25 protein-coding genes and 2 pseudogenes are annotated in these 25,819 nt (G+C 62.8%); 10 read left to right on the top strand and 17 right to left on the bottom strand.

Annotated elements, in window-relative coordinates:
- Positions 1–20 precede the first annotated feature (20 nt).
- Positions 21–1,547 carry an aminodeoxychorismate synthase component I gene (pabB, locus tag AC54T3_RS08860; RefSeq protein ID WP_496624075.1) on the bottom strand — a complete coding sequence of 509 codons (1,527 nt, stop codon included), beginning with the start codon at positions 1,545–1,547 and terminating at the stop codon, positions 21–23.
- A gap of 121 nt (positions 1,548–1,668) precedes the next feature.
- On the bottom strand, positions 1,669–3,717 hold the full coding sequence (fusA, locus tag AC54T3_RS08855; protein ID WP_496624073.1) for an elongation factor G: 2,049 nt from the start codon (positions 3,715–3,717) through the stop codon (positions 1,669–1,671).
- A 236-nt stretch (positions 3,718–3,953) separates the two neighbouring features.
- Between fusA and AC54T3_RS08850 the strand changes: the two genes are divergently transcribed.
- Complete coding sequence (locus tag AC54T3_RS08850; RefSeq protein WP_496624071.1) at positions 3,954–5,546, top strand: cation:proton antiporter domain-containing protein; 1,593 nt, start codon at positions 3,954–3,956, stop codon at positions 5,544–5,546.
- A gap of 359 nt (positions 5,547–5,905) precedes the next feature.
- On the top strand, positions 5,906–9,907 hold the full coding sequence (locus AC54T3_RS08845; protein ID WP_496624069.1) for an efflux RND transporter permease subunit: 4,002 nt from the start codon (positions 5,906–5,908) through the stop codon (positions 9,905–9,907).
- A 143-nt stretch (positions 9,908–10,050) separates the two neighbouring features.
- Here AC54T3_RS08845 and fdxB read toward each other — a convergent pair whose 3' ends face one another.
- The 6 genes from fdxB to nifE all read right to left on the bottom strand — a co-directional run bounded on the left by fdxB (position 10,051) and on the right by nifE (position 14,996).
- Complete coding sequence (gene fdxB, locus AC54T3_RS08840) at positions 10,051–10,359, bottom strand: ferredoxin III, nif-specific (protein WP_496624068.1); 309 nt, start codon at positions 10,357–10,359, stop codon at positions 10,051–10,053.
- A gap of 168 nt (positions 10,360–10,527) precedes the next feature.
- Entirely contained in the window at positions 10,528–10,743 is a 216-nt protein-coding gene (locus AC54T3_RS08835) for a CCE_0567 family metalloprotein (protein ID WP_496624067.1), read from the bottom strand.
- 85 nt (positions 10,744–10,828) lie between these two features.
- The gene (locus tag AC54T3_RS08830) at positions 10,829–11,323 is read right to left on the bottom strand and encodes a NifX-associated nitrogen fixation protein (protein WP_496624065.1); all 495 of its coding nucleotides are present in this window, start codon (positions 11,321–11,323) and stop codon (positions 10,829–10,831) included.
- Between the two features lie 36 nt (positions 11,324–11,359).
- The gene (gene nifX / locus AC54T3_RS08825; RefSeq protein ID WP_496624063.1) at positions 11,360–11,836 is read right to left on the bottom strand and encodes a nitrogen fixation protein NifX; all 477 of its coding nucleotides are present in this window, start codon (positions 11,834–11,836) and stop codon (positions 11,360–11,362) included.
- Positions 11,837–11,953: 117 nt separating this feature from the next.
- Entirely contained in the window at positions 11,954–13,426 is a 1,473-nt protein-coding gene (gene nifN / locus AC54T3_RS08820; protein WP_496624062.1) for a nitrogenase iron-molybdenum cofactor biosynthesis protein NifN, read from the bottom strand.
- Positions 13,419–14,996: a nitrogenase iron-molybdenum cofactor biosynthesis protein NifE gene (gene nifE / locus AC54T3_RS08815; RefSeq protein ID WP_496624061.1), complete on the bottom strand. Its 1,578-nt coding sequence runs from the start codon at positions 14,994–14,996 to the stop codon at positions 13,419–13,421. The genes nifN and nifE overlap by 8 nt, the downstream gene beginning before the upstream one ends.
- Positions 14,997–15,567: 571 nt before the next feature.
- Between nifE and AC54T3_RS08810 the strand changes: the two genes are divergently transcribed.
- The 8 genes and pseudogenes from AC54T3_RS08810 to AC54T3_RS08775 all read left to right on the top strand — a co-directional run bounded on the left by AC54T3_RS08810 (position 15,568) and on the right by AC54T3_RS08775 (position 18,468).
- Positions 15,568–16,461 (top strand): SIR2 family protein, encoded by an 894-nt coding sequence (locus tag AC54T3_RS08810; RefSeq protein ID WP_496624060.1) that lies wholly within the window; start codon positions 15,568–15,570, stop codon positions 16,459–16,461.
- 1 nt (position 16,462) lies between these two features.
- A complete protein-coding gene (cowN, locus tag AC54T3_RS08805) occupies positions 16,463–16,744 on the top strand; it encodes a N(2)-fixation sustaining protein CowN (RefSeq protein WP_496624059.1) in 282 nt (93 codons plus the stop codon).
- Positions 16,745–16,787: 43 nt separating this feature from the next.
- Positions 16,788–17,093 carry a type II toxin-antitoxin system RelE/ParE family toxin gene (locus tag AC54T3_RS08800; RefSeq protein ID WP_496624058.1) on the top strand — a complete coding sequence of 102 codons (306 nt, stop codon included), beginning with the start codon at positions 16,788–16,790 and terminating at the stop codon, positions 17,091–17,093.
- Complete coding sequence (locus tag AC54T3_RS08795) at positions 17,090–17,398, top strand: addiction module antidote protein (protein ID WP_496624056.1); 309 nt, start codon at positions 17,090–17,092, stop codon at positions 17,396–17,398. The genes AC54T3_RS08800 and AC54T3_RS08795 overlap by 4 nt, the downstream gene beginning before the upstream one ends.
- A gap of 21 nt (positions 17,399–17,419) precedes the next feature.
- Entirely contained in the window at positions 17,420–17,557 is a 138-nt protein-coding gene (gene cowN / locus AC54T3_RS08790) for a N(2)-fixation sustaining protein CowN (RefSeq protein ID WP_496624055.1), read from the top strand.
- A gap of 6 nt (positions 17,558–17,563) precedes the next feature.
- Positions 17,564–17,662: pseudogene (locus AC54T3_RS08785) on the top strand (transposase); the annotation flags it as partial.
- 340 nt (positions 17,663–18,002) lie between these two features.
- The gene (locus AC54T3_RS08780; RefSeq protein WP_496624053.1) at positions 18,003–18,242 is read left to right on the top strand and encodes a DUF4160 domain-containing protein; all 240 of its coding nucleotides are present in this window, start codon (positions 18,003–18,005) and stop codon (positions 18,240–18,242) included.
- A complete protein-coding gene (locus AC54T3_RS08775) occupies positions 18,202–18,468 on the top strand; it encodes a DUF2442 domain-containing protein (RefSeq protein WP_496624051.1) in 267 nt (88 codons plus the stop codon). The genes AC54T3_RS08780 and AC54T3_RS08775 overlap by 41 nt, the downstream gene beginning before the upstream one ends.
- 328 nt (positions 18,469–18,796) lie before the next feature.
- On the opposite strand, the pseudogene AC54T3_RS08770 reads toward AC54T3_RS08775, so the two are convergent.
- From AC54T3_RS08770 to nifB, 9 genes and pseudogenes are all read right to left on the bottom strand, one after another.
- A pseudogene (locus AC54T3_RS08770) lies at positions 18,797–19,195 on the bottom strand (tyrosine-type recombinase/integrase); the annotation flags it as partial.
- Between the two features lie 40 nt (positions 19,196–19,235).
- Positions 19,236–20,183, bottom strand: coding sequence for an ADP-ribosyl-[dinitrogen reductase] hydrolase (gene draG, locus AC54T3_RS08765; protein WP_496624050.1), 948 nt, complete (start codon positions 20,181–20,183; stop codon positions 19,236–19,238).
- On the bottom strand, positions 20,158–20,853 hold the full coding sequence (locus AC54T3_RS08760; RefSeq protein WP_496624049.1) for a nitrogen fixation protein NifQ: 696 nt from the start codon (positions 20,851–20,853) through the stop codon (positions 20,158–20,160). Before AC54T3_RS08760 ends, draG begins: the two co-directional genes overlap by 26 nt.
- A gap of 3 nt (positions 20,854–20,856) precedes the next feature.
- The gene (locus AC54T3_RS08755) at positions 20,857–21,204 is read right to left on the bottom strand and encodes a 2Fe-2S iron-sulfur cluster-binding protein (RefSeq protein WP_496624047.1); all 348 of its coding nucleotides are present in this window, start codon (positions 21,202–21,204) and stop codon (positions 20,857–20,859) included.
- A 63-nt stretch (positions 21,205–21,267) separates the two neighbouring features.
- Positions 21,268–21,552 (bottom strand): 2Fe-2S iron-sulfur cluster-binding protein, encoded by a 285-nt coding sequence (locus AC54T3_RS08750; RefSeq protein ID WP_496624046.1) that lies wholly within the window; start codon positions 21,550–21,552, stop codon positions 21,268–21,270.
- A gap of 96 nt (positions 21,553–21,648) precedes the next feature.
- Positions 21,649–22,980 (bottom strand): FprA family A-type flavoprotein, encoded by a 1,332-nt coding sequence (locus tag AC54T3_RS08745; protein ID WP_496624045.1) that lies wholly within the window; start codon positions 22,978–22,980, stop codon positions 21,649–21,651.
- On the bottom strand, positions 22,977–23,447 hold the full coding sequence (locus AC54T3_RS08740; RefSeq protein ID WP_496624044.1) for an ArsC/Spx/MgsR family protein: 471 nt from the start codon (positions 23,445–23,447) through the stop codon (positions 22,977–22,979). Before AC54T3_RS08740 ends, AC54T3_RS08745 begins: the two co-directional genes overlap by 4 nt.
- Before the next feature lie 316 nt (positions 23,448–23,763).
- On the bottom strand, positions 23,764–24,042 hold the full coding sequence (locus tag AC54T3_RS08735) for a 4Fe-4S binding protein (protein WP_496624042.1): 279 nt from the start codon (positions 24,040–24,042) through the stop codon (positions 23,764–23,766).
- Between the two features lie 110 nt (positions 24,043–24,152).
- The gene (gene nifB, locus AC54T3_RS08730) at positions 24,153–25,748 is read right to left on the bottom strand and encodes a nitrogenase cofactor biosynthesis protein NifB (RefSeq protein WP_496624040.1); all 1,596 of its coding nucleotides are present in this window, start codon (positions 25,746–25,748) and stop codon (positions 24,153–24,155) included.
- Between the last annotated feature and the right edge of the window lie 71 nt (positions 25,749–25,819).

The raw sequence follows: 25,819 nt of genomic DNA, 5'->3' as shown, positions 1-25,819 counted from the left end.
GCACCGGGCAGCGGCCGCTATCAGCCGCTCGACTCGGGCGCGAGCAACTGCATCAGCCGACTCGCCTTGTCGTAGGTCTCGCGGTATTCCTGCTCCGGATCGGAGTCGACCACCAGACCGCCGCCGGCCCAGAAGCGCACCTGGCTGGCGCTGTGGACGATGGTGCGGATCGCGATGTTGGTATCCATGCCACCGTCGAAGCCGAGATAACCGATCGCCCCGCAATAGACGCCGCGCCGATGCGGCTCGAGTTCCTCGATGATCTCCATCGCGCGAATCTTTGGTGCGCCAGTGATCGAGCCGCCGGGGAAGCAGGCGCGCAACAGCGAGGCGGCGTCTTCGTCGTCCCGGAGTTTGCCGCGCACGGTACTGACCAGATGATGCACCGAGGCATAGGTTTCGATATCAAACAGCGCCGGCACCCGGATGCTGCCCGGCCGGCAGACCCGACCGAGATCATTACGCAGCAGATCGACGATCATCAAATTCTCGGCGCGATCCTTCTCGCTTTGGCCGAGCGCCTGACGCAGCGCGGCATCTTCGATAGCGTTTGCGCCGCGCGCGCGGGTGCCCTTGATCGGCCGCGTCTCGACCTGGCCGTGGCGGAGCGCGAGGAAGCGTTCTGGCGATGAACTCAAGATCTCGCCAAACGGTGTCTTGAGGTAGGCCGAGAAGGGCGCTGGGTTCAGTTCACGCAAGTGACAATAAGCAGCCCAGGGATCGCCCACGGCAGGGGCCGCGAAGCGCTGCGCAAGATTGACCTGGTAGCAATCGCCAGCGCGGATGTAGGCCTGGACGCGCTCGAAGGCGTTGGCATACGCGGCTTCAGAGAGATTCGAGCGCAGTGTGGCGATCGCTCGTAATGGATTGCCGATGTATCGTTGGTAACCGGTGCGCAATGGGCCGATCGTCTGTGGCGGCGGGTGAGCCGCTCGGCCCGCAGAGCCATGGCCGGCGCGATCAGGGGTGGCCGGAAGGAGGCAGAGCGCTGACAGCTGTCCCGCAGCGACGGGCTGATCGGCTGCAAGGCCTGACGATGCAGCGGAAAATTGTTCGACCAGTCGCGGCCAGCGCCTTGTGCTCTCGGGATCCCGGTCGGCACCGACCAGCCAGCTGCGCCGCTCCTGATGATCGACGAGCAGCGCCCAGTCGAAGATGCCGATGGCCATCTCGGGCAGGCCCTCGGCGTTGATCGCGCGCACGGGCAGGCGTTCGATGCGGCGGGCAAGGTCGTAACCGAACCAACCGACAGCACCGCCGGCGAAGGGCAGGCCGGCAGGCGCTGGTCCATCGCGCTCACCGAGCGTCGCGCGCAGCAGCGCGAAAGGATCATCAGCCGAGCGACGGCATCCGTGCGCATCGCAAATCTCGGTCATCGCGCCGCGAGTCACTAGGGTCGCGCTCGGATCGGCCACCAGGATGTCCCAGCGGCCAGTCGCACAACCGGGTTGCGCGCTGTCCAGGAGCATCGCCCAGGGGCGCCCGCTGAAGGGCGCAAACAGGGCGGTGCTGTCGGACGGATAGGGAAGCTCGGTCAGCCGAGCCATGGCCGCTCTGGAATCGCTACGGGGCAGTGGATCGGGGGCACTGGGCTGGGAGCCAACCAACGTCGGACGTTTGGCAACCCCCGGTCGCAAGCGCCGCAGATGCGCCCCCGTTTAGCCTCGTTCAGTCGTCGCCCGCGCGCTGATAGGCATCGGCGAGCTGCTTCTGCACAGTGGCCGGTACCGGCGCGTAATGGCTGAGTTCGAGGCTGTAGGTACCCTCGCCGCCGGTGATCGACTTCAAGCGCGATTCATAGCCCTCGAGTTCGGCCAGCGGCGCCTCGCCCTCGATGACGATGCGCCCGCGGCTCTTGGCCTCGCTGCCGTTGATGCGTCCGCGCCGGCCGGAGAGATCGCCGGCGAGATCGCCCATGTTGCTGTCCGGCGCGGTGATGCGGATCTTGACGATCGGCTCGAGGATCGCCGGCTTGGCCTGGAGCACGGCCTCGATGAAGGCCTTCTTACCAGCGGTGGCGAAGGCGATGTCCTTGGAGTCGACCGGATGCGATTTGCCGTCGTAGACGGCGACGCGCACATCGTCCATCGGGTAGCCGGCAACGGCGCCTTCCTCGAGCACCTGGCGCACGCCTTTCTCGATCGAGGGGATGAACTGGTTCGGGATGCAGCCGCCGACGGTCTCGTCGGCGAACTCGAAACCAGCGCCTTGCGCGCGCGGCTCGATGCGCAGATAGACCTCGCCGAACTGACCGGCGCCGCCGGTCTGCTTCTTGTGCCGGTGATGGCCCTCGGCCTTGGCGGTGATGGTCTCGCGGTAGGGGATGCTCGGCGGCCGGGTCTCGACCTCGACGTGGAACTGCTCGGAGAGCCGGCGCAGCAAGACCTTGAGGTGCACCTCGCCGAGGCCGCGCATCACCGTCTCGTTAGCGGCGGCGTTGTGTTCGATGTGGAAGCAGGGGTCTTCGGATTCGAGCTTGTGCAGCGCATCGTTGAGCTTCTGCTCGTCGCCGCGCTTACTGACAGTGATGGCAAGGCCGAACAGCGGCAGCGGGCATTCGATGCTGCGCAGGTGGAAATGATCCTCGTCGTGCGAGTCGTGCAGCACGGCGTCGAAATGGATGTCGTCGACGCGCGTGACGGCGAGGATGTCGCCGGGCACGCCCTCGTCGGCCTCGATCAACTCCTTGCCGTGCACCCGATACAGATGGGTGACCTTGAACGGCTTGCGCGCGTCGCCGATGAGCAGTTGGCTGTTCGCCGTGATGCGGCCCTGATGCACGCGAAAGATCCCAATCTTGCCGCGAAACGGGTCGTTGATGACCTTGAACACATGCGCAATGGCATGCTTGCTCGGATCGGGTTCGACGCTGACCGGCTTCAGGTTCGCGCCTTCGCCCTTCATGAACGGCGGCGGGTTGCCTTCGGCCGGGTTCGGCATCAGCCGCACCAGAATCTCCATCAGCTCCGGGATGCCGGCGCCGGTCTCGGCGGAGCAGAAGCAGATCGGCACCAGATGGGACTCGCGCAGGGCCTCTTCAAAGGGATCGTGCAACTGTTCCGGCTTGAGTTCCGAACCTTGCTCCAGGTAGACCTCCATCAGCGCCTCATCGACCTCGACCACCTGATCGATGATCTGACCGTGGGCCTCTGCGACCGAGGAGAAGTCGGTGCTGTCGCCGGCGGGGTTGAAGAAGCAGTCGATGACGCGCTGGCCGCCCTCGGCCGGCAGATTGATCGGCAGGCATTCGGCGCCAAAGGTCTCGCGCAGCTGCTCGGTGAGGCCGGCTAGATCGACGCCGGCAGCGTCGATATGGTTGACGATGATGATCCGGCACAGGTTGCGATTGTCGGCCGCCTTCCAGGCGCGCTGGGTCAGCGGCTCGATGCCGTTTTCGGCGTTGACCACGATGGCTGCGGTCTCGACCGCGTTCAGCACCGACAGGGTGCGGCCGAGGAAGTCTGGGTAACCGGGGGTGTCGAGCAGATTGATGTGCTTGCCGTGGGCACTGAAGCCGGTGATGCCGACGTCGAGCGAATGCCGCAGCTCCTTTTCCATGTCGTCGTAATCGCAGACCGTGGTGCCCTTGGCCACGCTGCCGGGTTCGGCGATGGCGCCGGAGGTCGCTAGCAGGGCCTCGACCAGGGTCGTCTTGCCGGAACCGGCGTGGCCGACGAGGGCGATGTTGCGGACGTCCTCGGCGTTATAGTCAGACATGCGGGAACCCTTTTCGCGCTTGAGTAATGGGCAGGGCCGGCGCGGTGGCGACGACCGAGATCAGCGGCGGAAGTATAGCGTAACCCAGCGGTCATTTAAGGCGGTTGTTTGCTCCGGCGGCGCTCGGGCGGCACGATGCGTGCTTTGCGCGTGCGATAGATCAATCCAGCCCGTACCATGCGCGCTGCACACCGTGCGGATGTTTGGCGCCGCTCGCTACAGGAGAAGGCTCGAAGATGTTCGATATCGTCTGGATCGCGTTGGCCTTTGCGCTGGGGCTTGGAGCGCGCCAAATCGGTTTGCCGCCGTTGGTCGGTTATCTGGTGGGCGGGTTCGTGCTGCACGCCTTTGGTGCGCACGAGAATGCACTGATCGAAGAGCTGGCCCACATCGGCATCACCCTGTTGCTATTCACCATCGGTCTGAAGCTGAAGATCAAAAGTCTGGCGCAGCCCCATGTCTGGGGGACTGCGCTGCTGCACATGATCGCGATGTTGACGCTGTTAGTGCCGGCGCTGCTCGCGCTCGGTGGGCTTGGGGTACCGCTGTTGGTCGGGGTCGATCTGGGGTCGGCGGCGCTGTTGGCCTTCGCGCTGAGCTTCTCGAGTACGGTGTTCGCGGTCAAGGTGCTCGAGGAGAAGGGCGAGATGGGCTCGCTCTACGGCACTGTCGCGATCGGTATCCTGATCATCCAGGATCTCGGGGCGGTGGTTTTCCTGGCCTTTTCGGCGGGCAAGATCCCGACCCTCTGGGCCTTGGGCTTACTGCTCCTGCTGCCGGCGCGGCGGCTGTTGCACTGGCTGTTGAGCCATGTCGGGCACGACGAGCTGCTGTTGCTGCTCGGTCTCACCTTGGCGCTCGGCACCTCGCAGCTGTTTGAGCTGGTGCAGATGAAGGGCGATCTGGGGGCGATCCTGATCGGCGTGATCATCGCCAATCATCCGAAGGCGCGCGAGCTGGCCAAATCGCTGCTGGATATCAAAGACCTGTTCTTGGTCGGCTTTTTTCTCAGCATTGGGCTGCAAGGGGTGCCGAGTCCGGGCATGATGCTGTTCGCGCTCGGCTTGCTGCTGGTACTGCCGTACAAGTGGTCTCTCTTCCAGCAGTTGATGCTAGGGTTCGGGTTGCGCGGGCGTACCGCCTTTCTCGGTGGGTTGAGCTTGGCCAATTACAGCGAATTCGGCCTCATCGTGGCTGCGGTCGGGGTCGAGAATGGCTGGCTCGATCCGAAATGGCTCTCGGTGGTGGCGTTGGCGTTGGCCTTCTCGTTCATCGCCGCCTCACCAGCGGTGAGTCGCTCACATGCCTGGTATGAGGCGATGAGCAATTGGCTGCGCCGGCGTGAGCGCGTAAGACGCTTGCCGGAAGAGGCCGAGATCGATCCCGGTGATGCCAATGCCATGGTGGTCGGGATGGGGCGGATCGGCTGCGGCGCCTATGATGAACTCGCCCATGAGCGCGGACTGCGGCCGGTGGGGGTGGATGCCAATCCGGACACCATTGCGCACCATCAGCAGCACGGGCGCTATGTGGTGCATGGGAGTGCGACCGATGCGGATTTCTGGCATCGGTTGCATCTCGCCGACGGCCATATGCGCTTGGTGCTGCTGGCGATGCCGCGGGTGTCCGAGAATCTGTTCGCGGCCGAGCATCTGCTCAAGGAAGGGTTCACCGGCACCATTGGCGCGATAGCCAAGTATGCCGATGATGAGCAGGCCTTGCGCGCCGCTGGCGTGCATCTGGTGTTTAACCTCTATGCCGAGGCGGGCGCGGGTTTTGCCCAGCATATCTGTGCTGGGCAACAGCCGGCAGGCTCATCGCAGGCCTGAACGCGAATAAACTCTCGCCCCATCAGTAGCGGCATCAGCAGAAAGCTGGCGGCGCTCACAAAGCCGGCAATGGTTAGCGTATCGACGATCATCTCTGTATCCAGCCCCAAACCGAGGCAGTTGCTCAAGAGAACTTTAATATTACTAAACGCTTAATTACCGAACAAGCGACCCGGTCACAGTTCGGTCATTGCGGCCTGTGCATTCCAGGCTGACCCGGGCTGGCTCAGGCTGGGCCCAGGCTGACAAGGCGCTTGTCGTGATCGTCCTGTCGGTTATAGTGACGACCGCCTGTCACGACAGGTGAAAGCCACTCATCGGGCTGATGCAGTGCCCGGCTTCTTTAGCGAGCGCACCGCATGAACGACTCCAAGAACGCTAGCTCCTCGCTCCCTTCAAGCGCCGGTTTGCAGGGGCAGGGCGATGCCCCTGCGACAAGCGCTTCGCTCGGTCTCTCCGGTCGCATCGCCCGCACCTTCATCAATACCCCCGTGACGCCGATGCTCCTGATCGGGGCGCTCTGCATCGGTCTGCTCGGCCTGCTGTTCACGCCGCGGCAGGAAGATCCGAAGATCTCGGTGCCGATGATCGATATCTTCGTCCAGTACCCGGGCGCCTCGGCGGTGCAGGTCGAGAGCATGGTGAGCCAGCCGCTCGAGCAGCTGATGATGGAGCTGACCGGTGTGCGCCATGTCTACTCCGTCACTCAGCGCGGGGGCGCCGTTGTCACCGTGCGCTTCAAGGTCGGCGAGGACATGGGCCAGTCGGTGGTCAAGGTCCACGACAAACTGCAGGCGAACATGGATCGGATGCCGCCCGATGTGCAGCTGCCGCTGGTGAAGCCGGTCAGTGTCGATGATGTGCCCATCGTCACCCTGACGCTCTGGTCCGATGAGGTCGAGGACAGCCAACTGCGCACCTTGGCGCTGGATGTGCTGCAAGAGCTCGGCTCGGTGCCGGATACGGGCAATGGCTTTGTCGTCGGTGGGCGCGAGGAGCAGATCCGGGTCGAGGTGATGATGGAGCGTCTGGCCGGCTATGGCATCACGCTGGACCGCATCGCCCAGACCATTCGCAGCGCCAATGCCGAGACCCAGACCGGCGCCACTGAAGGTGGCGGCACCTCGTACAAGGTCTATTCTGGCGCCTTCCTGCAAGATGCCGAGGATATCGAGCGGCTGGTGGTCGGCAGCCAGGGTAGGCGGCCGATCTACATCCGCGATGTGGCGCGTGTGCGACCGCTGCCGCAAGAAACCGACCAGGTCGTCACCCATCTCACCGGTCCTGCTTATGAGGGCGAGCATCCGGCGAATGGCGCACAGGCCGTCACGCTGGCGATTGCCAAGAAGGAAGGCGCGAACGGCGTGACGGTGGCCGAGGCGGTGTTGGAGAAGCTTGTCAGCCTCGAGCGGCGAATGATTCCCACCAACGTTCAGGTCGAGGTCACGCGCAACTACGGCCAGAGCGCGAACGACAAGGTCAACGAGCTGTTGCAGGCGATGTTCGAGGCGGCGGTGATCGTCTCGATCCTGTGCCTGGTCGGGCTTGGGCTGCGCGCCGCGATCGTCGTCATCTCTGTCATCCCCGTCGTCATCCTGCTGACCATCTGGTGGGCCTGGATGGTGGACTACAGCATCGACCGCGTCAGCCTGTTCGCGCTGATCTTTGCCATCGGCATCCTAGTCGATGACGCCACCGTGGTGGTCGAGAACATCTTTCGGCACTGGTTGGAGCTAGGGAAGACCAGCATCGCCGAGGCCGTCGCCGCAGTCGACGAGGTCGGCAATCCGACCATCCTCGCCACCTTTACTATCATCGCCGCGTTGTTGCCGATGGGCTGGGTCAGCGGCCTGATGGGGCCCTACATGCGCCCGATACCGGTGCTGGGCTCCTCGGCCATGTTCTTCTCGCTGATCGCCGCCTTTGTCTTTACGCCCTGGTTCGCGTTGCGCGTGCGCCCGCGATTGAAGGCACTGGAGCGGGCCGAGCGCCGCGAGCAGCGTGCGCGTGCGCTCGTCAGCCGGTTCTATCGGCCTCTGGTACTGCCGCTGATCGAGAGTCGGACCCTGGGTAAGGCGTTTCTGTTCGGCACCATTGCCGCGACCGCACTGGTCTGCACGCTGTTCTACTTCAAGGTCGTGCCGGTGAAGATGCTGCCGTTCGACAACAAGCCGGAGTTCAGCGTCGTCGTCAACATGCCCGAGGGTACGGCGCTGCCCGAGACCGCCAATGTGGTGCGTCGGTTGGCGGAAAAGCTGCGCGAGATGCCGGAGGTGGTGGCGATCCAAACCTACGCCGGCACCGCGCAGCCATTCAACTTCAACGGCATGGTCCGACACTACTATCTGCGCGAGCAGGCCTGGGAAGGCGATCTGCTGGTGCTGCTCAAGGATAAGCATGAGCGCAAACGCGGTAGCCATGAGATCGCGGTTGCTGCCCGTGAGCTACTCACGCCAGTGGCGCAGCGGCTCGGCGCCCGCATCGCCGTGGTCGAGATGCCGCCCGGGCCGCCGGTGCTGCAGACCGTGGTCGCCGAGATCTATGGACCGACGAGTGAGATCCGGCGCCAGGTCGCGCAGGATATGACGGCGATGTTCGAGCAGGCCGAGGGCGTGGTCGATGTCGATAACTATCTGATCACGCCATACGACGCCTGGCGTTTCGAGGTCGATACCGAGAAGGCGGTGCGGCGCGGGATTTCGGTCGATACCATCAATCGTAACCTAGCGATGGCGCTTGGCACGAGCAAGGTCGGCGATGTGAAGCGCGGCACGGTGCAGGAGCCGACCTATATCGTCATCCAGGTGCCGCTCTCCTATCGCTCCGAGATTACGTCACTGGGTAGCCTGCCGATTAGCGGGCCGGATGGCGGCATGGTGCCGCTGGCCGAGCTTGGTCGCTTTGTTCGCCAGCCAGAGGATCAGACCATCTACCATAAGGATTTGCGGCCGATGGAGTATGTGGTCGGCGAGATGGAAGGCCGGCTGGGCGCGCCGATCTACGGCATGTTCGCTATCGAGGATCTGCTGGAGACCTATGACCCGCCAGGACCCGGCGAGGCCATGAGTGGGATGCCAGACGGGCTGATCGGCCCGCCAAAGACCGATGCGATGGCCGATTTCGAGTGGTCGGGTGAGTGGACGGTCACCTACGAGACCTTCCGCGACATGGGGATCGCCTTCATGGCGGCGCTGCTGTTGATCTACGGGCTGATCGTTTGGGAGTTCCGCGATTTTGCGATCGCCGGCCTGATCATGTCGCCGATCCCCTTGACGCTGATCGGCATCATCCCGGGGCATCTGCTCATGGGCGCCGAGTTCACCGCGACCTCGATGATCGGCATGATCGCGCTCGGCGGCATCATCGTGCGGCAGTCGATCCTGATCGTCGAGTTCGTCAAGATCGAGGTCGCGCGTGGCAAGCCGGTGCGCGAGGCGGCGGTGGATGGCGCCGAGATCCGGATGCGCCCGATCCTGATCACCTCGTTGACACTGATGGCCGGCGCCTGGGCGATCATCAATGATCCGATCTTTCAGGGCATGGCGGTGAGCCTGTTGTTTGGCGCCGGGGTTGCGACCCTGATGGCGGTGATCGTGATCCCGCTCGGCTGCATCTCGCTGACGCGTCGGTTCTATCTGATCGAGACCGAGAGTGGGGAGCGAATGCTCTCGGCTGGGTATGCCGAGATTGAAGGTGGCTATGGAAGTGCTGGTGCTGGCCCCGGTACTGGTACTGGCACTGGCGCCGACGGGGGCAAGGGCGGCAGCGAGGAGCGCGGCTTTGGATATTCTGGAGGCGCTTCCGGGGCGGCCCTCGGGGTAGCACCAGATGCGGATACGCGGCATGCACGAAAACCCAGCGGCGATCTACCTCTTTGGTTGCTTGTCTGGTCGGTGCTGGTTGCGGTGATCTCGGCGCTGATCAATGGGGTTTTAGTGCTTGTAAGGCTCTTGCAATGGCTTTGGCAATGGTTCGTCGAATGGATGCAGCGAGGTGTGGATAGGGCTAGGGCTGAGTCTGTGCCCGAACCTGCTGCTGATCCTGATGCAGATACAGACCTTGAGTCCGATCAGCCGGATCAGCTGGATCAGCCGGCAAGAACGGCTAAGAAGACTGGAGCCGCGCGGGCTGGGGCTGCGAAGACCACCGCAAAGAAGCCGGTTGCCAAAAAGCAGGTCGCCAAGAAGGCGACCGCTAAAAAGTCGAGTGCCCGAAAGGGCACTGCCAAGACAACCGCGAAGAAGGCAGTCGCAAAGAAGTCGGTTGCTAAAAAGCCGGCCGCTAAGAAGGCACCGATTCGCAAGGCAGCCTCGGAGACGCGCTCCGATCAACAACAACCATCAAAGGACCAAAATGAATGAACGTACTGGCAGGTTGTCGGCACCATTGAGCCGCTAAAATATCGGGAGCCATGACCCATATCCCCGATAAGCTCCGGCTCAAGGAACAGGCCGACGAAGACCTCTACTTTGCCCGTCGCGATCGGGAACTGGTCGCGCTACGATTAGGCAGCGATCGCTTGCGGCTCGTGCGACAGGCAGGCTTTGGGGCAGACGCGCGAGCAGGCCTCGCAGCCAATGCAGTCCAAGGTGTTCTTGAGGTTCATGACCATCCCGGGCGCCTCGTCGAAGTCGTCATCAAAATCGTCATCATCGCCGAGGTCAAGCTCATCGCGATCGATCAGCTCGAAGACGTCCCGTGGGCAGACCTTGAAGCAGCGGCCGCAGCCGATGCAGTTGTTCTGATTCAGGTTGACGATGAAGGCTGGGGTCCACTGGACGCCGCCGCGGGTGAGTCCGGTGATGGTGCTCATTGGCTTGCTCCGCAAGGTGGTTGATGGAATGGCCGTGTTGTCATGGACTCACGGTCATGAATGCTTAGGGCGTCACAGGTCCGACCGACATCGCGGGCCATTGGCCGAGGCGGTCGTTGCCCCATGACTTGCGCTGATGGCTGCTGTGCCGGGTGTCAGGTGTGGCGGTCAGGCATCGGCGGTTTGCGCCTGTTCGAGCCGAGCCTTGGCTTCGGCCCAGGCCTGGCAGGCGTCGTAGGTTGCTTGCGCGATGGCCGGGATCTCGTCGAAGGCCGCTGGCAGGCGGTCCTCGACCAGGTCGTGCAACTCGCTCGCGCGTTCGCTGGCGATGCGTTTGGCCTTCTTTAGCGCCTTCTCGAGGGCCTTGATCTCGTCGTCGCTCATCCGTTCCTCCGCGAGACACCCCGCTGTGCCGGGGTGTCTGAGGTGGTTGATTGGCTTACTCAGGTGGTTGGCTAAAAGGGCTGTCTCAAAGCCCGGCGACCCGGCTGTGCTCACCGACCAGCTCGAGCGCGACCGAAAGCAGCTTGTCGCCTTCGTCTTTCATCTTCGATAGGGACGGAAAGCCGAAGCGATGCACGTCGCGCAACGAGCGATCCAGCACCACGAGCTTGCCGACGGTGATCAACACCCGTCCAAAGCCCTCGTGGGTTAAGTGCAACAAGGGCACCGCACGCAGGCTGCATTCCTTCTCGATCAGCACTGCGATGGCGTTGTAGAAGGCCTGGATACGGGCAATGACGATCTCGTCGGGGTCGCCGACGATCGGGAGTTCGCGCTTCTTCTCTTTGGTGAGCACATAGGGCTCGAGCACCTCGGCGGCGGAGAGGTCGTCGTAGGTACCGTAGGGGTCGATGGCGCGGATCTGGCGAATCATCTCGGTCGCGAACTCGGTGCCCAGCACCGGGTCATTCGGATCGATGGCAGGTGCTGCGGTTGGGGCCTCGGGCGTCTCAATGGTCATAGGCTTCTCCTGTGTCGTTGTGTTTGTCGTCGCGAATCATTCTTCCCAAGCCTCGGCCGCCATGGCGTCGAAACGGCTCTCGCTGCGTGGGCTCTGCTGCTCGATGGCGCGCTTGAGCCAAGCGCTCGGCCCGTCGCGCAGCTCGCGCTTGAGGGCGTGCAGTTGGCTGCTGACCAAGCTCTCGGGGGCGACCTTGATCGGCTGGATGCCTTGCGCCCGCAGCTTGGCGATGGCCGAGGCGCCAATCGCTTGGCAATAGACCGCGATGCAGCCAGCGAGGGCCTCGATCTTGGCGCCGAGCTTGTCTTCGTTGCCGTCCATGTCGAGACGGCCGAACTGGGCGACCTCGAGTAGCTCGTAGCCGCTGGATGACACGCGGTAGATCGCGAAGCCCTCGGCGGCGCCGAAATGCTGGTTGACGTGTCTGCGGTCGGTGGTGGCGAAGGCGACCTTGATCGCGGTCGCGTCGGTGTCGTCGTTGCCGACGAGCTTGAGCTGGCGTTTCATGGTCATGGTGTTGGCTTGCGCTCGGGCCCTGTGAGGAACTGCCACGCCAAGCAGCAGGGCAGGCGTCGCGCAGGCTGCGACGCCGTTGGCTGCTTGTTGTATCGGCGTGCATGGGGCACTGTCTTAGGCCACCGCCGCGCCGATCCCAGGACCAATTGACCGGTCCATCGATCCATCCTGGCGCTCAGCCTCTGGCCACTGTTTGAGGCGAGAGCGATAGGGCGCGATCTCTCCCTTGTGCAGGCCGAGCATGAGGTTGGCGAGATCGAACAGGGTCTGGCGGGTGCCCTGATAGCCGATCCATTGCCGCTGCCAGCCGCCGACATGGTCGAATTGCGGGAAGCCGGCGCGCAGCAGCGGGATGCCTAGGCGCTCGGCGGTATGGGTGCCATGGCTGTTGGTGATCAGTACCTCGGCGCCGTTGGCGCGCGCGAGCTGCTCTAGGTCTTCCAGATCGCCAATCTTGACCTGCGCGGCGGCAACCTCGGCCAGGCTCGGCGCGTTGGCTGGTGCCACCGCCGCGACGGTTTCGGCGCCCATGCTCGCGAGCAGCTGCGAGAAGGCGACCAGCAAGTCGGCATCGGCGGCGAGCGCGAACCGGCCCTGACCGATCGAGAAATGGGCATCGAGCATGGCGTCCTGCAGTTGCGAGCGTTGGCGCTCGATACGCTCCGGCACTGGCTCGGCGCTGATCTCGGCAAGGGTGCTGATCAGTTGATCCATCGCTTCCAACCCCATTAGATGCGGGAAGCGGTGATCGGGCACGCCGGTGCGCTCGGCGAGCAGATCGGCGGCGCCGGTCATCGAGCGGCCGATGACCAACGTCGCGGCCGCGTCGCCCAAGGTCGCGAGTTCATCAAGCGGGGTGCCGCCGATGGTCAGCGCGTTGTAGTCGCTGTCGACGAGATGACCGTCGAGTGAGTCGGCGAGATCGGGCAGCAGCACCGGACGGAGCCGGAAACGCTCGAGCAGATCCTTCAGATGCTCAAGATCGCCGGTGGTGAGCGCCGAGCCAGCGAGCACATTGACCTGGCGCGGGCGCTGGCCGGGACGGGTGCCGGCAGCCGTTGCCTTGGGCACGAGGGCGCCGATGATGGACTTGACGGCACTGTTGAAACCGGTCTCGAGGCAGCCGCTGTAGTCAGGTGAGGCGACCGGGACCACCGCGATCTCGGCGTACTCCGGATGGCGGTCGCGGAACATCTGGATGGCGCGCGACACATCGGCGCCCTGGGTCTCGACCAGGCCGGTGGTCGGGACGCCGATCAGTGCTGGCTGATGCTTGGCGCAGATCGTTGCCAGTCCCTCGACGATGCTCTCATCGCCGCCCATGATGGTGCTGACCTGATCCATGGCCGTGGTTTGCATCGGCATCGGCTCACGGAAGTGCTGGATGAAGAAGATCTTGCCGAACGCGGTGCAGCCCTGGGAGCCGTGCAGCATCGGGATCGAGCGGCGCATGCCGAGAAAGGCGAGGGTTGCGCCGAGGGTTGCGCTGGCCTTGAGCGGGCCGACCGAGAGCGCCTTGTTGCGCTTGATGATCGATGGGGTCAGTTTTGTCACTGTGGCCGTCGTGCTCGGTTGGGAATCAGCCATGGGCCACCTCCGTTGCTGGCTGTGAGGCTGCGATGCTCTCTTTGGGGGCCGAGGCCACAGCAGCGTTAGCGCTCGCTTTGGCTCCGGTTTTAGCTCCGGCTCCAGCTCCAGCTCCAGTGTTGGCTCCAGCTTCAGACTCGGCCTCTGGTGATTGCGCAACCGACGCGTCGATCACGACCGTCTCACCTCCGCTGGCGCTGCGCCAGGGTGGCGCGCTGCGCACCGCCGCCCAGACCGGGCTCTCGATGGTCAGGCACATCTGCCGCGCCAGCTCGAGCATACCGTCGTAGCCGGCGTAGCCGAATTCGCGTTCTTGATTGATATCCAGGAACGGGATGCGCGCCTTCAGAGCCGTGTACTGATTGCGGCCGCCGGCGACCAACAGGTCAGCATCTTGCTGCCGGTAGAGATCGAGCAGGTTGCGTGGATTGCCGTCCTCGATCATCACCGCCTCGTCGCCCATCAGTTCTCGGATGCGGGCCTTGTCGTCCTCGGTCGACTTGCGGGTGCCGGTGGCGACTACGCTCATGCCGAGATCCTGCAGCGCCGAGACCACTGACCAGGATTTGACGCCGCCGGTGTAGAGCAGCACGCGCTTGCCGCGCAGACGCTCACGCCAGGGCTCAAGCTCGGCATCGATGCGCGCCTCCTCGCGGGCGATCAGCGTCTCGGTGCGCGCACTGAGGTCGGGGTCGCCGATCAAGCGCGCAAAGTCACGCAGCGCCTGCGAGACGTCTGCGACCCCATAGAAGCTCCCCTCGAACCAAGGCGTGCCGAAGGCCTGCTCGAGCTTGCGGGCGACGTTGATCATGGCCTTGGAGCAGACCATCATGTTGACCTCGGCGCGTTGCATGGTCTGCACCTCGTGGAAGCGCGCATCGCCGGAGAGGGTGCAGAGCACACGGATGCCAAGCTCATCGAACAGCGGCATCACGCGCCACATCTCACCGGCGATGTTGTACTCGCCGACCAGCGCGACATCGTGCACCTTGAAGCCAGGCCGCTCGATGCCTTCTGGGATCGGGTCTGGCTCGCGGCCACCGCAGACCTGCTTGACCATGGTCTCGCCGGCGATGCGGTTGCCGAGGTTTTTGGTGCCATAGAAGCCGGCTGCGTCGACCGAGATCACCGGCTTGCCGAAGCGCTCGGACGCGGCCTTGCAGACCGCATCGACATCGTCGCCGATCAACGCCGGCACGCAGGTGTTGTAGACAAAGACCGCCGCCGGGTCGTAGCTCTCGATCGCCTGCTTGATCGAATGGAACAGCCGCTTCTCGCCGCGGCCCATGATCACATCCTGCTCGGTCAGATCGGTGGTCATGCCGAGTTTGTACAGGGTTGGGCCGGTCGAGCGGCTGCCACGGTTATCCCAAGCACTGCCGGCGCAGGCGATGGAGCCATGCACGATATGCGCGACGTCGCCGATCGGCAGCAGCGCGATCTGGGCGCCATCGAAGGCACAGCCGCCGGCTGTCGCGCCGGGCTTGGGCTTGGCGCAGCCGGACTTGGCCTTGTTGTTGTGCTCACAGGCGGGCTCGTCCAAGAGCGCGGCGATGTCTTTTTGCTTCATGCCTCAGGGTCTCGGTGGCTGAGCGTTTGCGAGGGCGTGCTGGCGGATGCACACTCATGGACGCACGCTGATGGACGACCTTTAAGCAGAGACCGTGCCAGCGAGCGTAAAGACAGGTGTGAGAGCTACTGATGATCGATTGATCAGTCACTTAGCAAATCGGTTGCCGAGCATGCTCAGGCTGCCGCGATTGTCGCAAAGCGAACAAGGCGATCGCGTTGCAGCCTTTGCAACAGCTTCTAGAACGCGGTTTGGAACCTGGAGCAGGGTTTCAGGCGCCAGGCCCTGAAGGCTGAACTCAACATGGCAGAGTAAATGATCCTTGGGGGCGGCTCAGAGAGCGACCTATTCTGAGTACGCGGCGCCTCATGTCGTATCAGATCAGGCGCGCATCGGGCCATCTCGCTGCGATCGGCCTTGAACAAGCCGGGCAGCATGCGGTCACTTTCGCAAGCGGTGCCTGGTGTGCGCTGCTTGGCGCTTCCGCCTGGTGTCGAGCTGCCTATTCTGGCTCATTGGCATTCGCTTTGCTTGCTCGCTAGGGATTGCTCCCTATCCTCCAAGGAAACTCATGTCCATCGAACTTTCAGATCTTGCCAGTGCCATGCGCCGCGGCGATCTCATCCCTTATCTCGGTCCCGGTGTGTTAGCGCCGGTGGTCGAGCGCGAGACTGGGGCGCCGATGCCAGCCGATAGCGACAGCCTGATCCTGGCGATGAACAAGGGTCGACCGATGTCGAAGCGGCTGATGTGGGAATTCCCGCGCGCGGCCATGGATGTGGAGCTGAAGCGCGGGCGCAGCGCGGTCAACCGGTTCTTGGATCACACCTATGGTAAGCGCCAGTGGACGCGTGCCCCGCTGCACGACTGGCTTGCCGAGCTGGCGCCTCACTATGTGATCGACATCAACCGCGATACCCAGCTGCAGGACTCCTATGCGGATCGGCCGCATACGCTGATTCGCGGGATCTCGCGCATCGCGGGCACCGACTATCGTTTCCGCATCCATGCCTTTGACGGCAGCCGCTATCAGGAGATCGAGCAGGATCAGGTCGACCCGGCAGTGCCGATCCTGTTCAAGCCGCTTGGCAGTCCGCAGCCGGATGCGACCTACATCGCCTCGGATGCCGATTTCGTCGACTATCTGACCGAGCTGATGGGTGGCTTCGGGCTACCGCGTTTCCTCAAGGAATACCGGGTCGGGCGCCAGTACCTATTCCTCGGACTGCGCCTGACACGCGACACCGAGCGCATGGTGCTCTCGGACGTGATCTATGCCGCAGGCGAGCCCGCCGGCTGGGCGCTGATCCCGGAGCCGACCGATAAGGAGCGCCGTTACTGCGAGAGAAAGAACATCCAGCTCGTCGAGGCCGACATCGACGACCTGCTTGCTGCCGACGGTTTCACTGCCAACGACAGCGCGACCGCCGATGCGGTTGCAGATGCGACCGGGGTGGGGTGCTGAGGTGCTGGAAGGTCCCGACCGCTACATCAGCTTCCGCGATATCGACTGCGATGGAAACGCCGAGCGCTTCGTCACCGCCTTACGCACGGCGATGCGCGCCGACGAGCGCGATGATCCGTTCTGGAGCTACTTCGAGGCCAAGCTCGAGGGGCGCAATGGCCCGAAGCACGATGCGCTCTATCACATCCACTGCCATCTGAACCACCTACGCGAACTGCTTGAGCGCTGGGATGAGCCCGAGCTGGAGACGATGCTCGAGGCGCTTGAGGTCGAGTGCTGCTGAGCACAGCTTGCACAACTGTATCCGAGCGGATACAGTTGTCAGCGTGAATACAATTCTGCGTACCGCTGAATTCGATCATTGGCTCGCCAAGCTCAAGGATGCGCGGGCCAAGGCGAGAATCATCGAGCGCGTACGTTCGGCAGAGCGCGGGAACTTTGGAGATTACGAGGCCGTAGGAGCCAGTGTCTCCGAGATGCGGATTCATACCGGCCCAGGATATCGTCTCTACTTCACGCGGACGGGGCGAGTTGTCTACGTCTTGTTGTGTGCTGGAACCAAGCGCACGCAAAGCCGCGACATCGCGAGGGCGCAGGCCATGGCCGCAACCATTGAAGAGGGTAACCGGTGAACACGAGTGACGACTTGCAATTGGCACCGTTCGACGCGTCGGATTATCTCGATGATGAGGAAACCATCGCGGAGTATCTGCGAGTTTCCTTGCAAAATCCTGACCCTGATGCGTTCTTGACTGCAGTTCGTGATGTTGCGAAGGCACGTGGCATCTCCCGAGTCGCGGTCGATGCGGGCCTCGGTCGAGAAAGTTTATATAAGGCACTCAGGCCAGGCGCCCAGCCGCGTTTCGACACGGTGAGGAAAATGCTAGGCGCCTTGGGCGTTGATCTCGATGTTCGCTCCGCTCAGAGCCGTTTGTGAGGCGCAGGCTTACGCACAGCGATGCGCGCCGGCGAGCGCGATGATCCGTTCTGGAGCTATTTCGAGGCCAAGCTCGAGGGCCGCAAAGGCGCGAAGCACGATGCGCTCTATCACATCCATTGCCATCTGAACCATCAACCCCTCCGGAAATACCGATAACGCCGACGGCAACCGGCGCAAGGCAAGGTGATGATGCTCAGCGGCGAGGAGCTGCTGCTGCGTCGGTTCCTGCTGCATGTGTTGCCCAAGGGCTTCATGCGGGTGTGAGCGCGCACCTTGCGCCAGTGCAACCTGATCCGGGGTAATCCGCAGCACGAAGGGCGCTGGGAAATGTCGACGTTGCCGACTTCGACAGGCCACCGCTGGTCTGCGGCTGCGCGCGCGCCGCGCTCGGAAAACCGCCTATACTGCGACGGAAGGCCCCGAAACATCATGCTCATCACACGATGCATGCTCGATTTTCGCCCCACAGACGCTCAGCCCAAACGTCGATTTCCGCCTCCGCATGCCGTCGGCCCCAGCCGCAGGGATACAACCCCGTATTGTCGCCGAGGGCCGTGCAGCACTTAGGCACCGTGAAGGGATCGGATGAGCCCAAAAAAACATGAGTCCTACCGTATTCCGAGACAATGGATATAGATTTTTCTTCTTTTCACGGGAGGAAGAACGGATGCATGTTCATATCGTGTCCGGCGACGGTGAGGCAAAGTTTTGGCTGGAGCCAGAAATCGAATTGGTGAAGAACCATCGTTATTCTAGAAAACAACAAAAACACATCGAGTCACTGATTGAGGTTCGTTACAATGAACTCGTTAGCGCATGGCGCCAGCACTTCGGAAGTTGAAGTAACCAATATTTCTGCACATGGTCTTTGGATACTTGCTCATAACAAAGAGCTATTTATGTCTTACGAAGATTTTCCATGGTTTAAGGACCAGACTGTAAAATCAATCGTAAATGTCTTAGAGCAATCTCCAGGCCATTTCTACTGGCCTGATCTTGATGTTGATTTAACGGATCAAATCATTGAGCACCCTGAACGCTTTCCACTTAAGGCAAAGAGCACATAATTGGGTAAGTGTTTGGTCCCCTCACGCAGGGCTTGGCGGATCGTCGGCAAGTTCGAGCGTGCGAACTCGGGAAAGTCCTCGATGCACATCCCATCGATCCCGTGCGCACCCGTGGACCTAATGCCGTCAACTTTAGCTTTAAGCCTCTGAAAACGCTAAACTAACGGGATCTATTTTGATCTCGGAGAACATGCTCGAGGCGCTTAAGGTCGAGTGCTGCTAGCGCGAGAAGGACCCCTTTCTGCTTCGCAAAGTTTGCGATAACGCAATTGCCTATCCAGCGTAAAGGGATTTGCGCTTCATTTGCCGAGATTGGCTAGACAGCCTCTCAGCCGAGGCTATCGAGCGGGCTCCTCACCCCCTGCCCACCACGATTCAGCACATGGGTATAGATCATCGTCGTCGACACATCCGCATGCCCTAGCAATTCTTGCACGGTGCGGATGTCATAGCCAGATTCCAGCAGATGGGTCGCAAAGGAATGCCGCAGACAGTGGCAATTGACCTTCTTGTTGATCCCTGCACGCTGGGCTGCCGCTTTGATCCCCTTCTGCAAGCCATTTTCATGAACATGATACCGTCGCGTTTTACCACTGCGAGGGTCGACTGACAGCCGGCCACTCGGAAATACATACTGCCAGATCCACTCTTTGGGCGCATTTGGCCACTTGCGTGCCAAGGCATCGGGAAGGAACACCTCACCCTGGCCTTGGCTTAGATCCTGTCGAGAAGCAGGCGAGTCTTGGCCAACTGCTCCTGTAGAGCCCTTAGAGCGCACTGCAAAGGGGCGCCAGCTTGATCAACTGCTGGGCTTGCGACAGGCAGTGCTGACGGGTCTGCGGGTCAAGGGTACGGACCCAGCGCGCAGGTAGGGCGGCGGGGCCGTAGAGGGCGCCGGCGACCATGCCGAGGATGGCACCAGTGGTGTCGGCATCGCCGCCGCGGTTGACCACGTCGATCAGCGCAGTCTCGAGATCGTCAGTGGCAAACAGCGCTTGGAACACGGTGCGCAGGGTGTCGACAATGTAGCCGCTGGGGTTCTCGATGCGCTTGCGGTCGTAGGCGTAGATGGGATCTTCGGCGACCAAGCCGTCCGCCAAGAGCTTGAGGTCTTTGCGTGTGCCGCCGAGCAGTGCGGCCTGCACCATGCGGATCACGCAGAGGGTGCCGGCATCGGAGGTTGGGTTGTTGTGGGTGACATGCGCTTGGCGCCGATTCGCCTCGGCAATGTCGTCGATGTCGGCACCGATGGTGGCCAAGGCCACGGGCAAGCAGCGCATGCAGGCGCCATTGCCGGCATCGAACCCGCTCTCTGGGGATTCCGGCTCGCCGGTGCGCCGGTAATGCGAGATGCCGCGGCGCACGGTGTTGCCGATGTCGATCGGCTTGCGGCGCATCCACTGGCTGAAGGCCTCGGCCGCAGCATGCGCATCGACGCCACCAGTGTCGAGGATGCTCTGGCCGAGCGCGAGCGTCATCTCGGTGTCGTCGGTGACGTGTCCCTTGCGCAGCCGCAGCCAGCCGCCGCCTTTGATGTCGCGATGTTCGCGATACTGATCGCGGATCTCGCGCGGGGTCATGAACTCGACGGTGGCGCCAAGCGCATCGCCGACGGCCAAGCCCAGATAGGCGCCGATGGCGCGACGTTTGATCTGATCGCCGCTGCCGTTCTCGGCGAGCAGGAGGAATTCAGTTCTCAAGCCCGAAACAGGCATGGTAGTCGACGCAGACCTCGCAGGACGGTGAACGGCAGGTGTAGATGCCCTCGGCCTCGCACAGCTGTTTGTACAAGAAGCGCTTCCACTTCATGTCGCGGTCGTTCTTATGGGCGAGGGCCGGGAAGTTCTGTTCCATCAGTTGGCTTAGCTCCGCTCGCTCCCAGAGACCGAGGTCTTGCCAAAGATGATCGCTGCCCATGCAGCCAGCGGCGATGATCTCGGCCATCCAGCGCTGCAGTAGACTCGGCTGTGTGTGGGCGCTTAGGTTGGAGCATTCGGGGGCCTCATCGGATCTGTCATCCGATGGTTTAAGCAAAAGCCGAACCAGTTCGTCCCGCTCGTCGGCCCGCTCTGGATCGAGTTGGCGCTGCGGCTGCGGAAGCGAGGTCTGTTGCAGTGCCGGAAAGTGATAGGCGATTAGCTCCTCGAACGCTTCAGGCGCGAGGCCGAGCCAGTTTGGCATAGCGCCGAGGCCAACGCACTGACTGGCGAGCATCGAAGCCAGAATCTCGTCATTGCGGCGGCCAGCGGCATGGGAAAGGAGCCAGTACCGCCAGCGTTCCGCCGCCTCGGCCAGAGCCGAATTGGTGCAGGCGTTGGCGGCGGGCACCAGGTTGGTGCTCGCGTCGGAGCATGGCGTTGGAGAAGCCGGTGCCGACGCGGGCATGGGTCAGTACTCGACGCGGACGTCTTCGTCGCGCACGATCATCTGGCAGGCCAGACGCCATTCGCTCGGCATATCGTCCACATGCAGCCGGTCGATCTGATCCTGGGTCAGCTTGCCGAGTTCCTTGAGCACCGTCTGCTCTTTATCGGTCAGGAAATAACCCATGCGCTCCTTGTCATCGACGCTGGTCACGCGCACCAGGCAATGGCCGCATTCACCGTCCTGACAGTCGAACTGAACCGGGATCTTGTGCTCTTTGGCGATCTTGAGCACAGTCTCAGTGTGGCTGCCAGCGACCGCGTAGACGGTCTTGTCCTTGTAATCGGGGTTAGAAAAGGTCACGAGTGCCATCGATTTTGGTTCCGCGTTTGATGTTGGATGAGCTGATGAGGGAGGGTGGTCAGGATCGGCGTTCTAGGCCGGCTTGACGGTGCAATCGCCGATGATCTGGGCCTGGCAGGCGAGGCGGTCGTGGCGACTGGCCATGTTCTCGCGCAGAACCTTCTCTTCGAGCACCGAGGGCTCGGTGAGATTGTTCCAGCCATCGACGACGTGCATCATGCAGGTGCCGCAATCGCCTTCTCGACAGCCATAGATGATGCCGGCACCGATCTTCTCGGAGACATCGATGACGCGGATGCCGGCGGGGACATTGACGGTTTGCTCGATGTCCTGAAAGGTCACTTTTGCCTTGGCCATGCGGTTTGTTCCTCTTGGTTTCAGTTGGAATGGGTTGGGGGTGTGGGTGTGGGATCATCAGGGCGCCGTCACGCGGCGCTTCTGTTGCTGATCCGCTCAAGGGCTCAGTTCGGCGAAATCGATGACGCGCTCCGCGCTGACCGGTCCGTTCGACGTGGCGGTCATGGCCTCGGCGATCTGGCGGCCGAAGGCGCGACAGGCATCGAGTTCAGCGTCGGTGGGTGTCAGCTTTAGACGCAGACCAGACACCGGCACACGCATCTTTAAGCCGCGCAGCCGATCCTCGATCATCGGGACTGCCTCGCCGCTCCAGCCGTAGGAGCCGAAGGCGGCGCCGATCTTCCCGCGTAGGCTGATTCCGGTCAGCGACGAGAGGAGATCCCAGATCGGTTTGACCGCATCGCCGTTGACGGTCGGGGAGCCGAACGCGAGTGCGTCGGCCTCCTCGATTAGGTCGATGAAGGGTGCGATCTCTCCGCCTTCGAGGTCGTATAAGGACACGCGCAGGCCTGGGACCGATTCGGCGCCGGCTTGCACGGCCTCCGCCATACGTGTGGTGCTGCCGTAGGCGCTCAGATAGAAGATGATGAGCGAGGCGGGCTGCTCGTTCGCTTCAAAGGGCTGATCAAAGGATTCACCGCTGCTCGAGAGTTCCCGGTAGCGCGTCACATAGCGGCGCGGGCGCTCGCGGAGGACTGGGCCATGTGCCGGCGCGATCAGCGTCAGCGGCAGCGGTTCGATCAGCCTGAGGGCATCGCGCACATGCGACTTAAAGGGGCGCATGATGTGCGCGTAGTAATAGTCGAAGGAAAAACGAAAGTCACCGACGCGGTCGTTGAACAGGCGCGGGTCGCAGTGGTGACAGCCGAAGACATCGCCCGAGAACAGGATCTGCTGCTCCACCAGGTAGGTGCACTGGGTATCGGGCCAATGCAGGTAGGGCGTGTTTAAGAAGCGCAGCCGGCGGTCGCCGAGGCGGACCTCGTCGCCGGTGTCGACGACCTCGTAATCGAGCTGATCTTCGGTCGGCTTCAGCAGCGCCTTGAGCATGGCCGGCGCTCGCTTGGAGATGATCAAGCGCGCCTGTGGGGCGCGTCGCAGCAGCTCCGGAAGTGCCCCGGTGTGGTCGGGCTCGAGGTGGTTGAGGACGATGACGCGGATCTCATCGAGACGGGCCACTTGCTCGAGACGCGCGAAGAAGTCGTCAGCGAACTCGGCCTTGACCGTATCGATGATGGCGACGCCGTCACTACCACGCACCGCGTAGGCGTTGTAGGTGGTGCCGTTGGCGGTGCGCAGGATCATGTCGAAGCTGCGCAGCCCAGGGTCGAGCGCGCCGATCCAGTGCACGCCAGGTGCAATCTCGACCGCGTCGCAGTCGCGCTCGGACATCGTCGCGAGGGCATGCTTGGGGGCGGGACTACTCACGCTCGCGTCGCTCCTAACCCGAACGTCGCCTCGGATGCGGATGTTGACGGCGTTGGTTCACAATCGGGCTGGCCTTCGGCGCGCGAGCAGGACTGCAGATCTTCGTTAGGCCTAAGCTGGATGCCGAGGTCGTCGAGCACTGGCCCCGCCTCGAAGCCAGCACAGCGTCCGATGGGCGTCTCTATCAGCGGGCGTCGGATCAGCAGCGGTTCGGCGATCATCAGCGCCAGCGCCTCGTCCTCGCTGAGGTCCGCAGGCACCACCTGGCCGTTTTTGACGCGCGGGGCGGTCGGGTTGAACCAAGCGCTGACGGGTTTTTCACCGAAGAACGGGCGCAGGCGCTCCGCGCTCCAGCGCTCACTGAGGATGTCACGCACCACCAACAAGTGATTGTGCTGCGCCAGCAGCCGCTTCTGCTTCGCATTGCCAATGCAGCCTGGCTTCTCGTAGAAGATGACGTCGGTCATCGTCGAGCCTCGATCTCCAGATTGGCTTGGAGACAGATCAGCGCCGATTGTCGGCGCCAAGCCCGCGCGGAGATCTGTGTGGAGCCAAGCGTAGGACGCTGGCTGTGGTGCCAGGCAAGTAATTGCCGCGCGGACGATAGGCCACCACCTATAGCCGCACTCACGAAGCGGACTGCGGGGTGGTTCGCGCGTGCGCTGTGAGCAGGGCGGGTACTCGCTCTGTCGTCGGTGAGAACAGGCTCGGCAACAAACATCGATTAGCTACCTCGTACTGCGCTAGCAAGTGCGCATGTTCTGGCGGTGGATCGTCAACGGCTCAACGGGCTCGAATCTCGGCCATGGCCGCATTCCAGCGCTCGGGCGGGATGCCGGTCAGCGAGCCAAGCGGATTTGCTGGAGTGCCGCTGGCATCGAGAATGGCGCACTCAACAGGGCAGATGCTCGCGCATTGCGGCTCGGCGAAATCGCCAACGCACTCACTGCACTGGCTCGGGTCGATGATGAAATGCGGCTTGGCGGCCTGAATCGCTTGGCTCGGGCACAGCGGCTCGCAGGCCCAGCAGTTCACGCAGCCATCGGTAATTTGATAAGCCATGGTGCTGTCTTCAGTGTCGGTGCTGGCGGGGTGTTAGGCGTCGGAGCAAGTACGAGCGCTTTTTGGCTAGTGGCTAGCGGCTAAGCGCGACGCATGACCTCCGCGACGGCTTAAGCGCTCAGCGCAGTTTGGGTTTCGGGGTCGGCAAGGCGGCCTGCGGCGGCCAGTTCGGCATAGACAGCGGCCACGGCATCCTCGATCGGCTCCATCGCATGCTCACCATTCGGCGCAATGCCAGCGGCTTCGAGCGCGTCCCAGGGCTCGATGCCGATCTTGGAGCAGAGCACCGCAGCGCAGCCGTTGAGTGCGCGCAGGGTGCCGGCGAGCGCCGATTCGCCGTCGCCGCAGGTCTCATCGCCGCTGCAATAGGCTGCCACCCGGCGCGTACCGATAAAGCGCACCGCTTGTCCATCGGCCTCATACACCAAGAACTCGCGGGCATGCCCGAAGTGCTGATTGATGACGCCGCTGCCACTGCTCGCGACGGCCATGCGCAGTGGGCGACCTGCACTGCGAGTGCTCGCCGGCTCTGTGGTGGGCGGTGGAGCTTTTGGGCGCCGACGCGTGAGCGAGTCGAGGGCGACGAAGACCTCGCCGCGCTGATGCTGCTGCGTCTGTTGGCGCGACTCGCCCTGAGCTTGGCGTTGGGCTTGGCGTTTGGCCTCGATCTCGGCATGCACCTCGGCGCGGCGTTGCATCGCGGCGGCGTAATCGATCTCCATCCGCTCGATCTTCTCGACCGAGAACTCGGCACCGCGATCCTCGCCGAGCATGCCGACTGCATCGGCGCGGCATTGCCGACAATGGCGCATCATCGCCATGTCGCCGCTGCAGGCGTCTTGCAAGGCTTGTAACTCGTCTTGAGTGGGGCCACGCTGGCCCATCAGGCCGTAGAAGGTGCCGTGCTCAGGCTCGGCGATCAGCGGCATGACGTTGTGCAGGAAGGCGCCCTTGGCCTTGACCACGCGGCTGACCTCCTTCAAGTGCTCATCATTGACACCGGGGATCAGCACCGAGTTGACCTTTACCAGCACGCCGCGCTCGGTGAGCATCTCCAGGCCTTTCTGCTGTTGCTCGATCAAGATTTGAGCGGCCTTAACTCCTTTGACGCGGCGGTTGTTCCAGAAGATCCAGGGATAGATCTTGGCGCCGATCTCGGGGTCGATGCAGTTGATGGTGATGGTGACGTGATCGATGTTGTGCTCACAGATCTCGTCGACTAGCTCCGGCAGCGCGAGGCCGTTGGTCGAGAGACAGAGCTTGATGTCGGGGGCCTTCTCGGACAGCGCGCGGAAGGTGGCGAGGGTGCGCTCCGGGTTGGCAAGCGGATCACCAGGGCCGGCGATGCCGAGCACGCTCATCTGCGGGATCGCGGCGGCGACGGCGAGGGTTTTCTTGATGGCCTGCTCGGGCGTCAGCAGCTCCGAGACCACGCCAGGGCGCGACTCATTGGAACAGTCGTACTTACGGTTACAGTAGTGGCACTGGATGTTGCAGGCCGGCGCCACCGCCACATGCATGCGCGCATAGTGATGGTGGGCGTCTTCGGAGAAGCAGGGGTGGTCATTGACCTTGGCGCGAATCGCCGCCGGCAGATGCGCCAGCTTATCGGTACTGCTACCGCAGCCGCTTGACGCGCAGCCACTGTCCGACGCGCTCTCCGTCGTTCGCCGCTCTGCCTCCAGAGTGGTTACCGCTTGTAGCATGTCTCGATCCCCATAACGTCTGACGGCGCCGCATGGGCGACGCGCTAGGTTCAATGGGTTTATCTAAAGCA

It is taken from the genome of Halochromatium sp. NSM3 (assembly GCF_059621085.1).
Note: the sequence above shows the minus strand (reverse complement) of the source record. Positions and strands in the feature narration are given on the sequence as shown.

Excerpts from the sequence above, each read along its gene's own strand:
- pabB (WP_496624075.1), bottom strand. The coding sequence starts at position 1,547 with ATGGCTCGGCTGACCGAGCTTCCCTATCCGTCCGACAGCACCGCCCTG.
- fusA (WP_496624073.1), bottom strand. The coding sequence starts at position 3,717 with ATGTCTGACTATAACGCCGAGGACGTCCGCAACATCGCCCTCGTCGGC.
- AC54T3_RS08850 (WP_496624071.1), top strand. The coding sequence starts at position 3,954 with ATGTTCGATATCGTCTGGATCGCGTTGGCCTTTGCGCTGGGGCTTGGA.
- AC54T3_RS08845 (WP_496624069.1), top strand. The coding sequence starts at position 5,906 with ATGAACGACTCCAAGAACGCTAGCTCCTCGCTCCCTTCAAGCGCCGGT.
- fdxB (WP_496624068.1), bottom strand. The coding sequence starts at position 10,359 with ATGAGCACCATCACCGGACTCACCCGCGGCGGCGTCCAGTGGACCCCA.
- AC54T3_RS08835 (WP_496624067.1), bottom strand. The coding sequence starts at position 10,743 with ATGAGCGACGACGAGATCAAGGCCCTCGAGAAGGCGCTAAAGAAGGCC.
- AC54T3_RS08830 (WP_496624065.1), bottom strand. The coding sequence starts at position 11,323 with ATGACCATTGAGACGCCCGAGGCCCCAACCGCAGCACCTGCCATCGAT.
- nifX (WP_496624063.1), bottom strand. The coding sequence starts at position 11,836 with ATGACCATGAAACGCCAGCTCAAGCTCGTCGGCAACGACGACACCGAC.
- nifN (WP_496624062.1), bottom strand. The coding sequence starts at position 13,426 with ATGGCTGATTCCCAACCGAGCACGACGGCCACAGTGACAAAACTGACC.
- nifE (WP_496624061.1), bottom strand. The coding sequence starts at position 14,996 with ATGAAGCAAAAAGACATCGCCGCGCTCTTGGACGAGCCCGCCTGTGAG.
- AC54T3_RS08810 (WP_496624060.1), top strand. The coding sequence starts at position 15,568 with ATGTCCATCGAACTTTCAGATCTTGCCAGTGCCATGCGCCGCGGCGAT.
- cowN (WP_496624055.1), top strand. The coding sequence starts at position 17,420 with ATGCGCGCCGGCGAGCGCGATGATCCGTTCTGGAGCTATTTCGAGGCC.
- AC54T3_RS08780 (WP_496624053.1), top strand. The coding sequence starts at position 18,003 with ATGAGTCCTACCGTATTCCGAGACAATGGATATAGATTTTTCTTCTTT.
- AC54T3_RS08775 (WP_496624051.1), top strand. The coding sequence starts at position 18,202 with ATGAACTCGTTAGCGCATGGCGCCAGCACTTCGGAAGTTGAAGTAACC.
- draG (WP_496624050.1), bottom strand. The coding sequence starts at position 20,183 with ATGCCTGTTTCGGGCTTGAGAACTGAATTCCTCCTGCTCGCCGAGAAC.
- AC54T3_RS08760 (WP_496624049.1), bottom strand. The coding sequence starts at position 20,853 with ATGCCCGCGTCGGCACCGGCTTCTCCAACGCCATGCTCCGACGCGAGC.
- AC54T3_RS08755 (WP_496624047.1), bottom strand. The coding sequence starts at position 21,204 with ATGGCACTCGTGACCTTTTCTAACCCCGATTACAAGGACAAGACCGTC.
- AC54T3_RS08750 (WP_496624046.1), bottom strand. The coding sequence starts at position 21,552 with ATGGCCAAGGCAAAAGTGACCTTTCAGGACATCGAGCAAACCGTCAAT.
- AC54T3_RS08740 (WP_496624044.1), bottom strand. The coding sequence starts at position 23,447 with ATGACCGACGTCATCTTCTACGAGAAGCCAGGCTGCATTGGCAATGCG.
- AC54T3_RS08735 (WP_496624042.1), bottom strand. The coding sequence starts at position 24,042 with ATGGCTTATCAAATTACCGATGGCTGCGTGAACTGCTGGGCCTGCGAG.
- nifB (WP_496624040.1), bottom strand. The coding sequence starts at position 25,748 with ATGCTACAAGCGGTAACCACTCTGGAGGCAGAGCGGCGAACGACGGAG.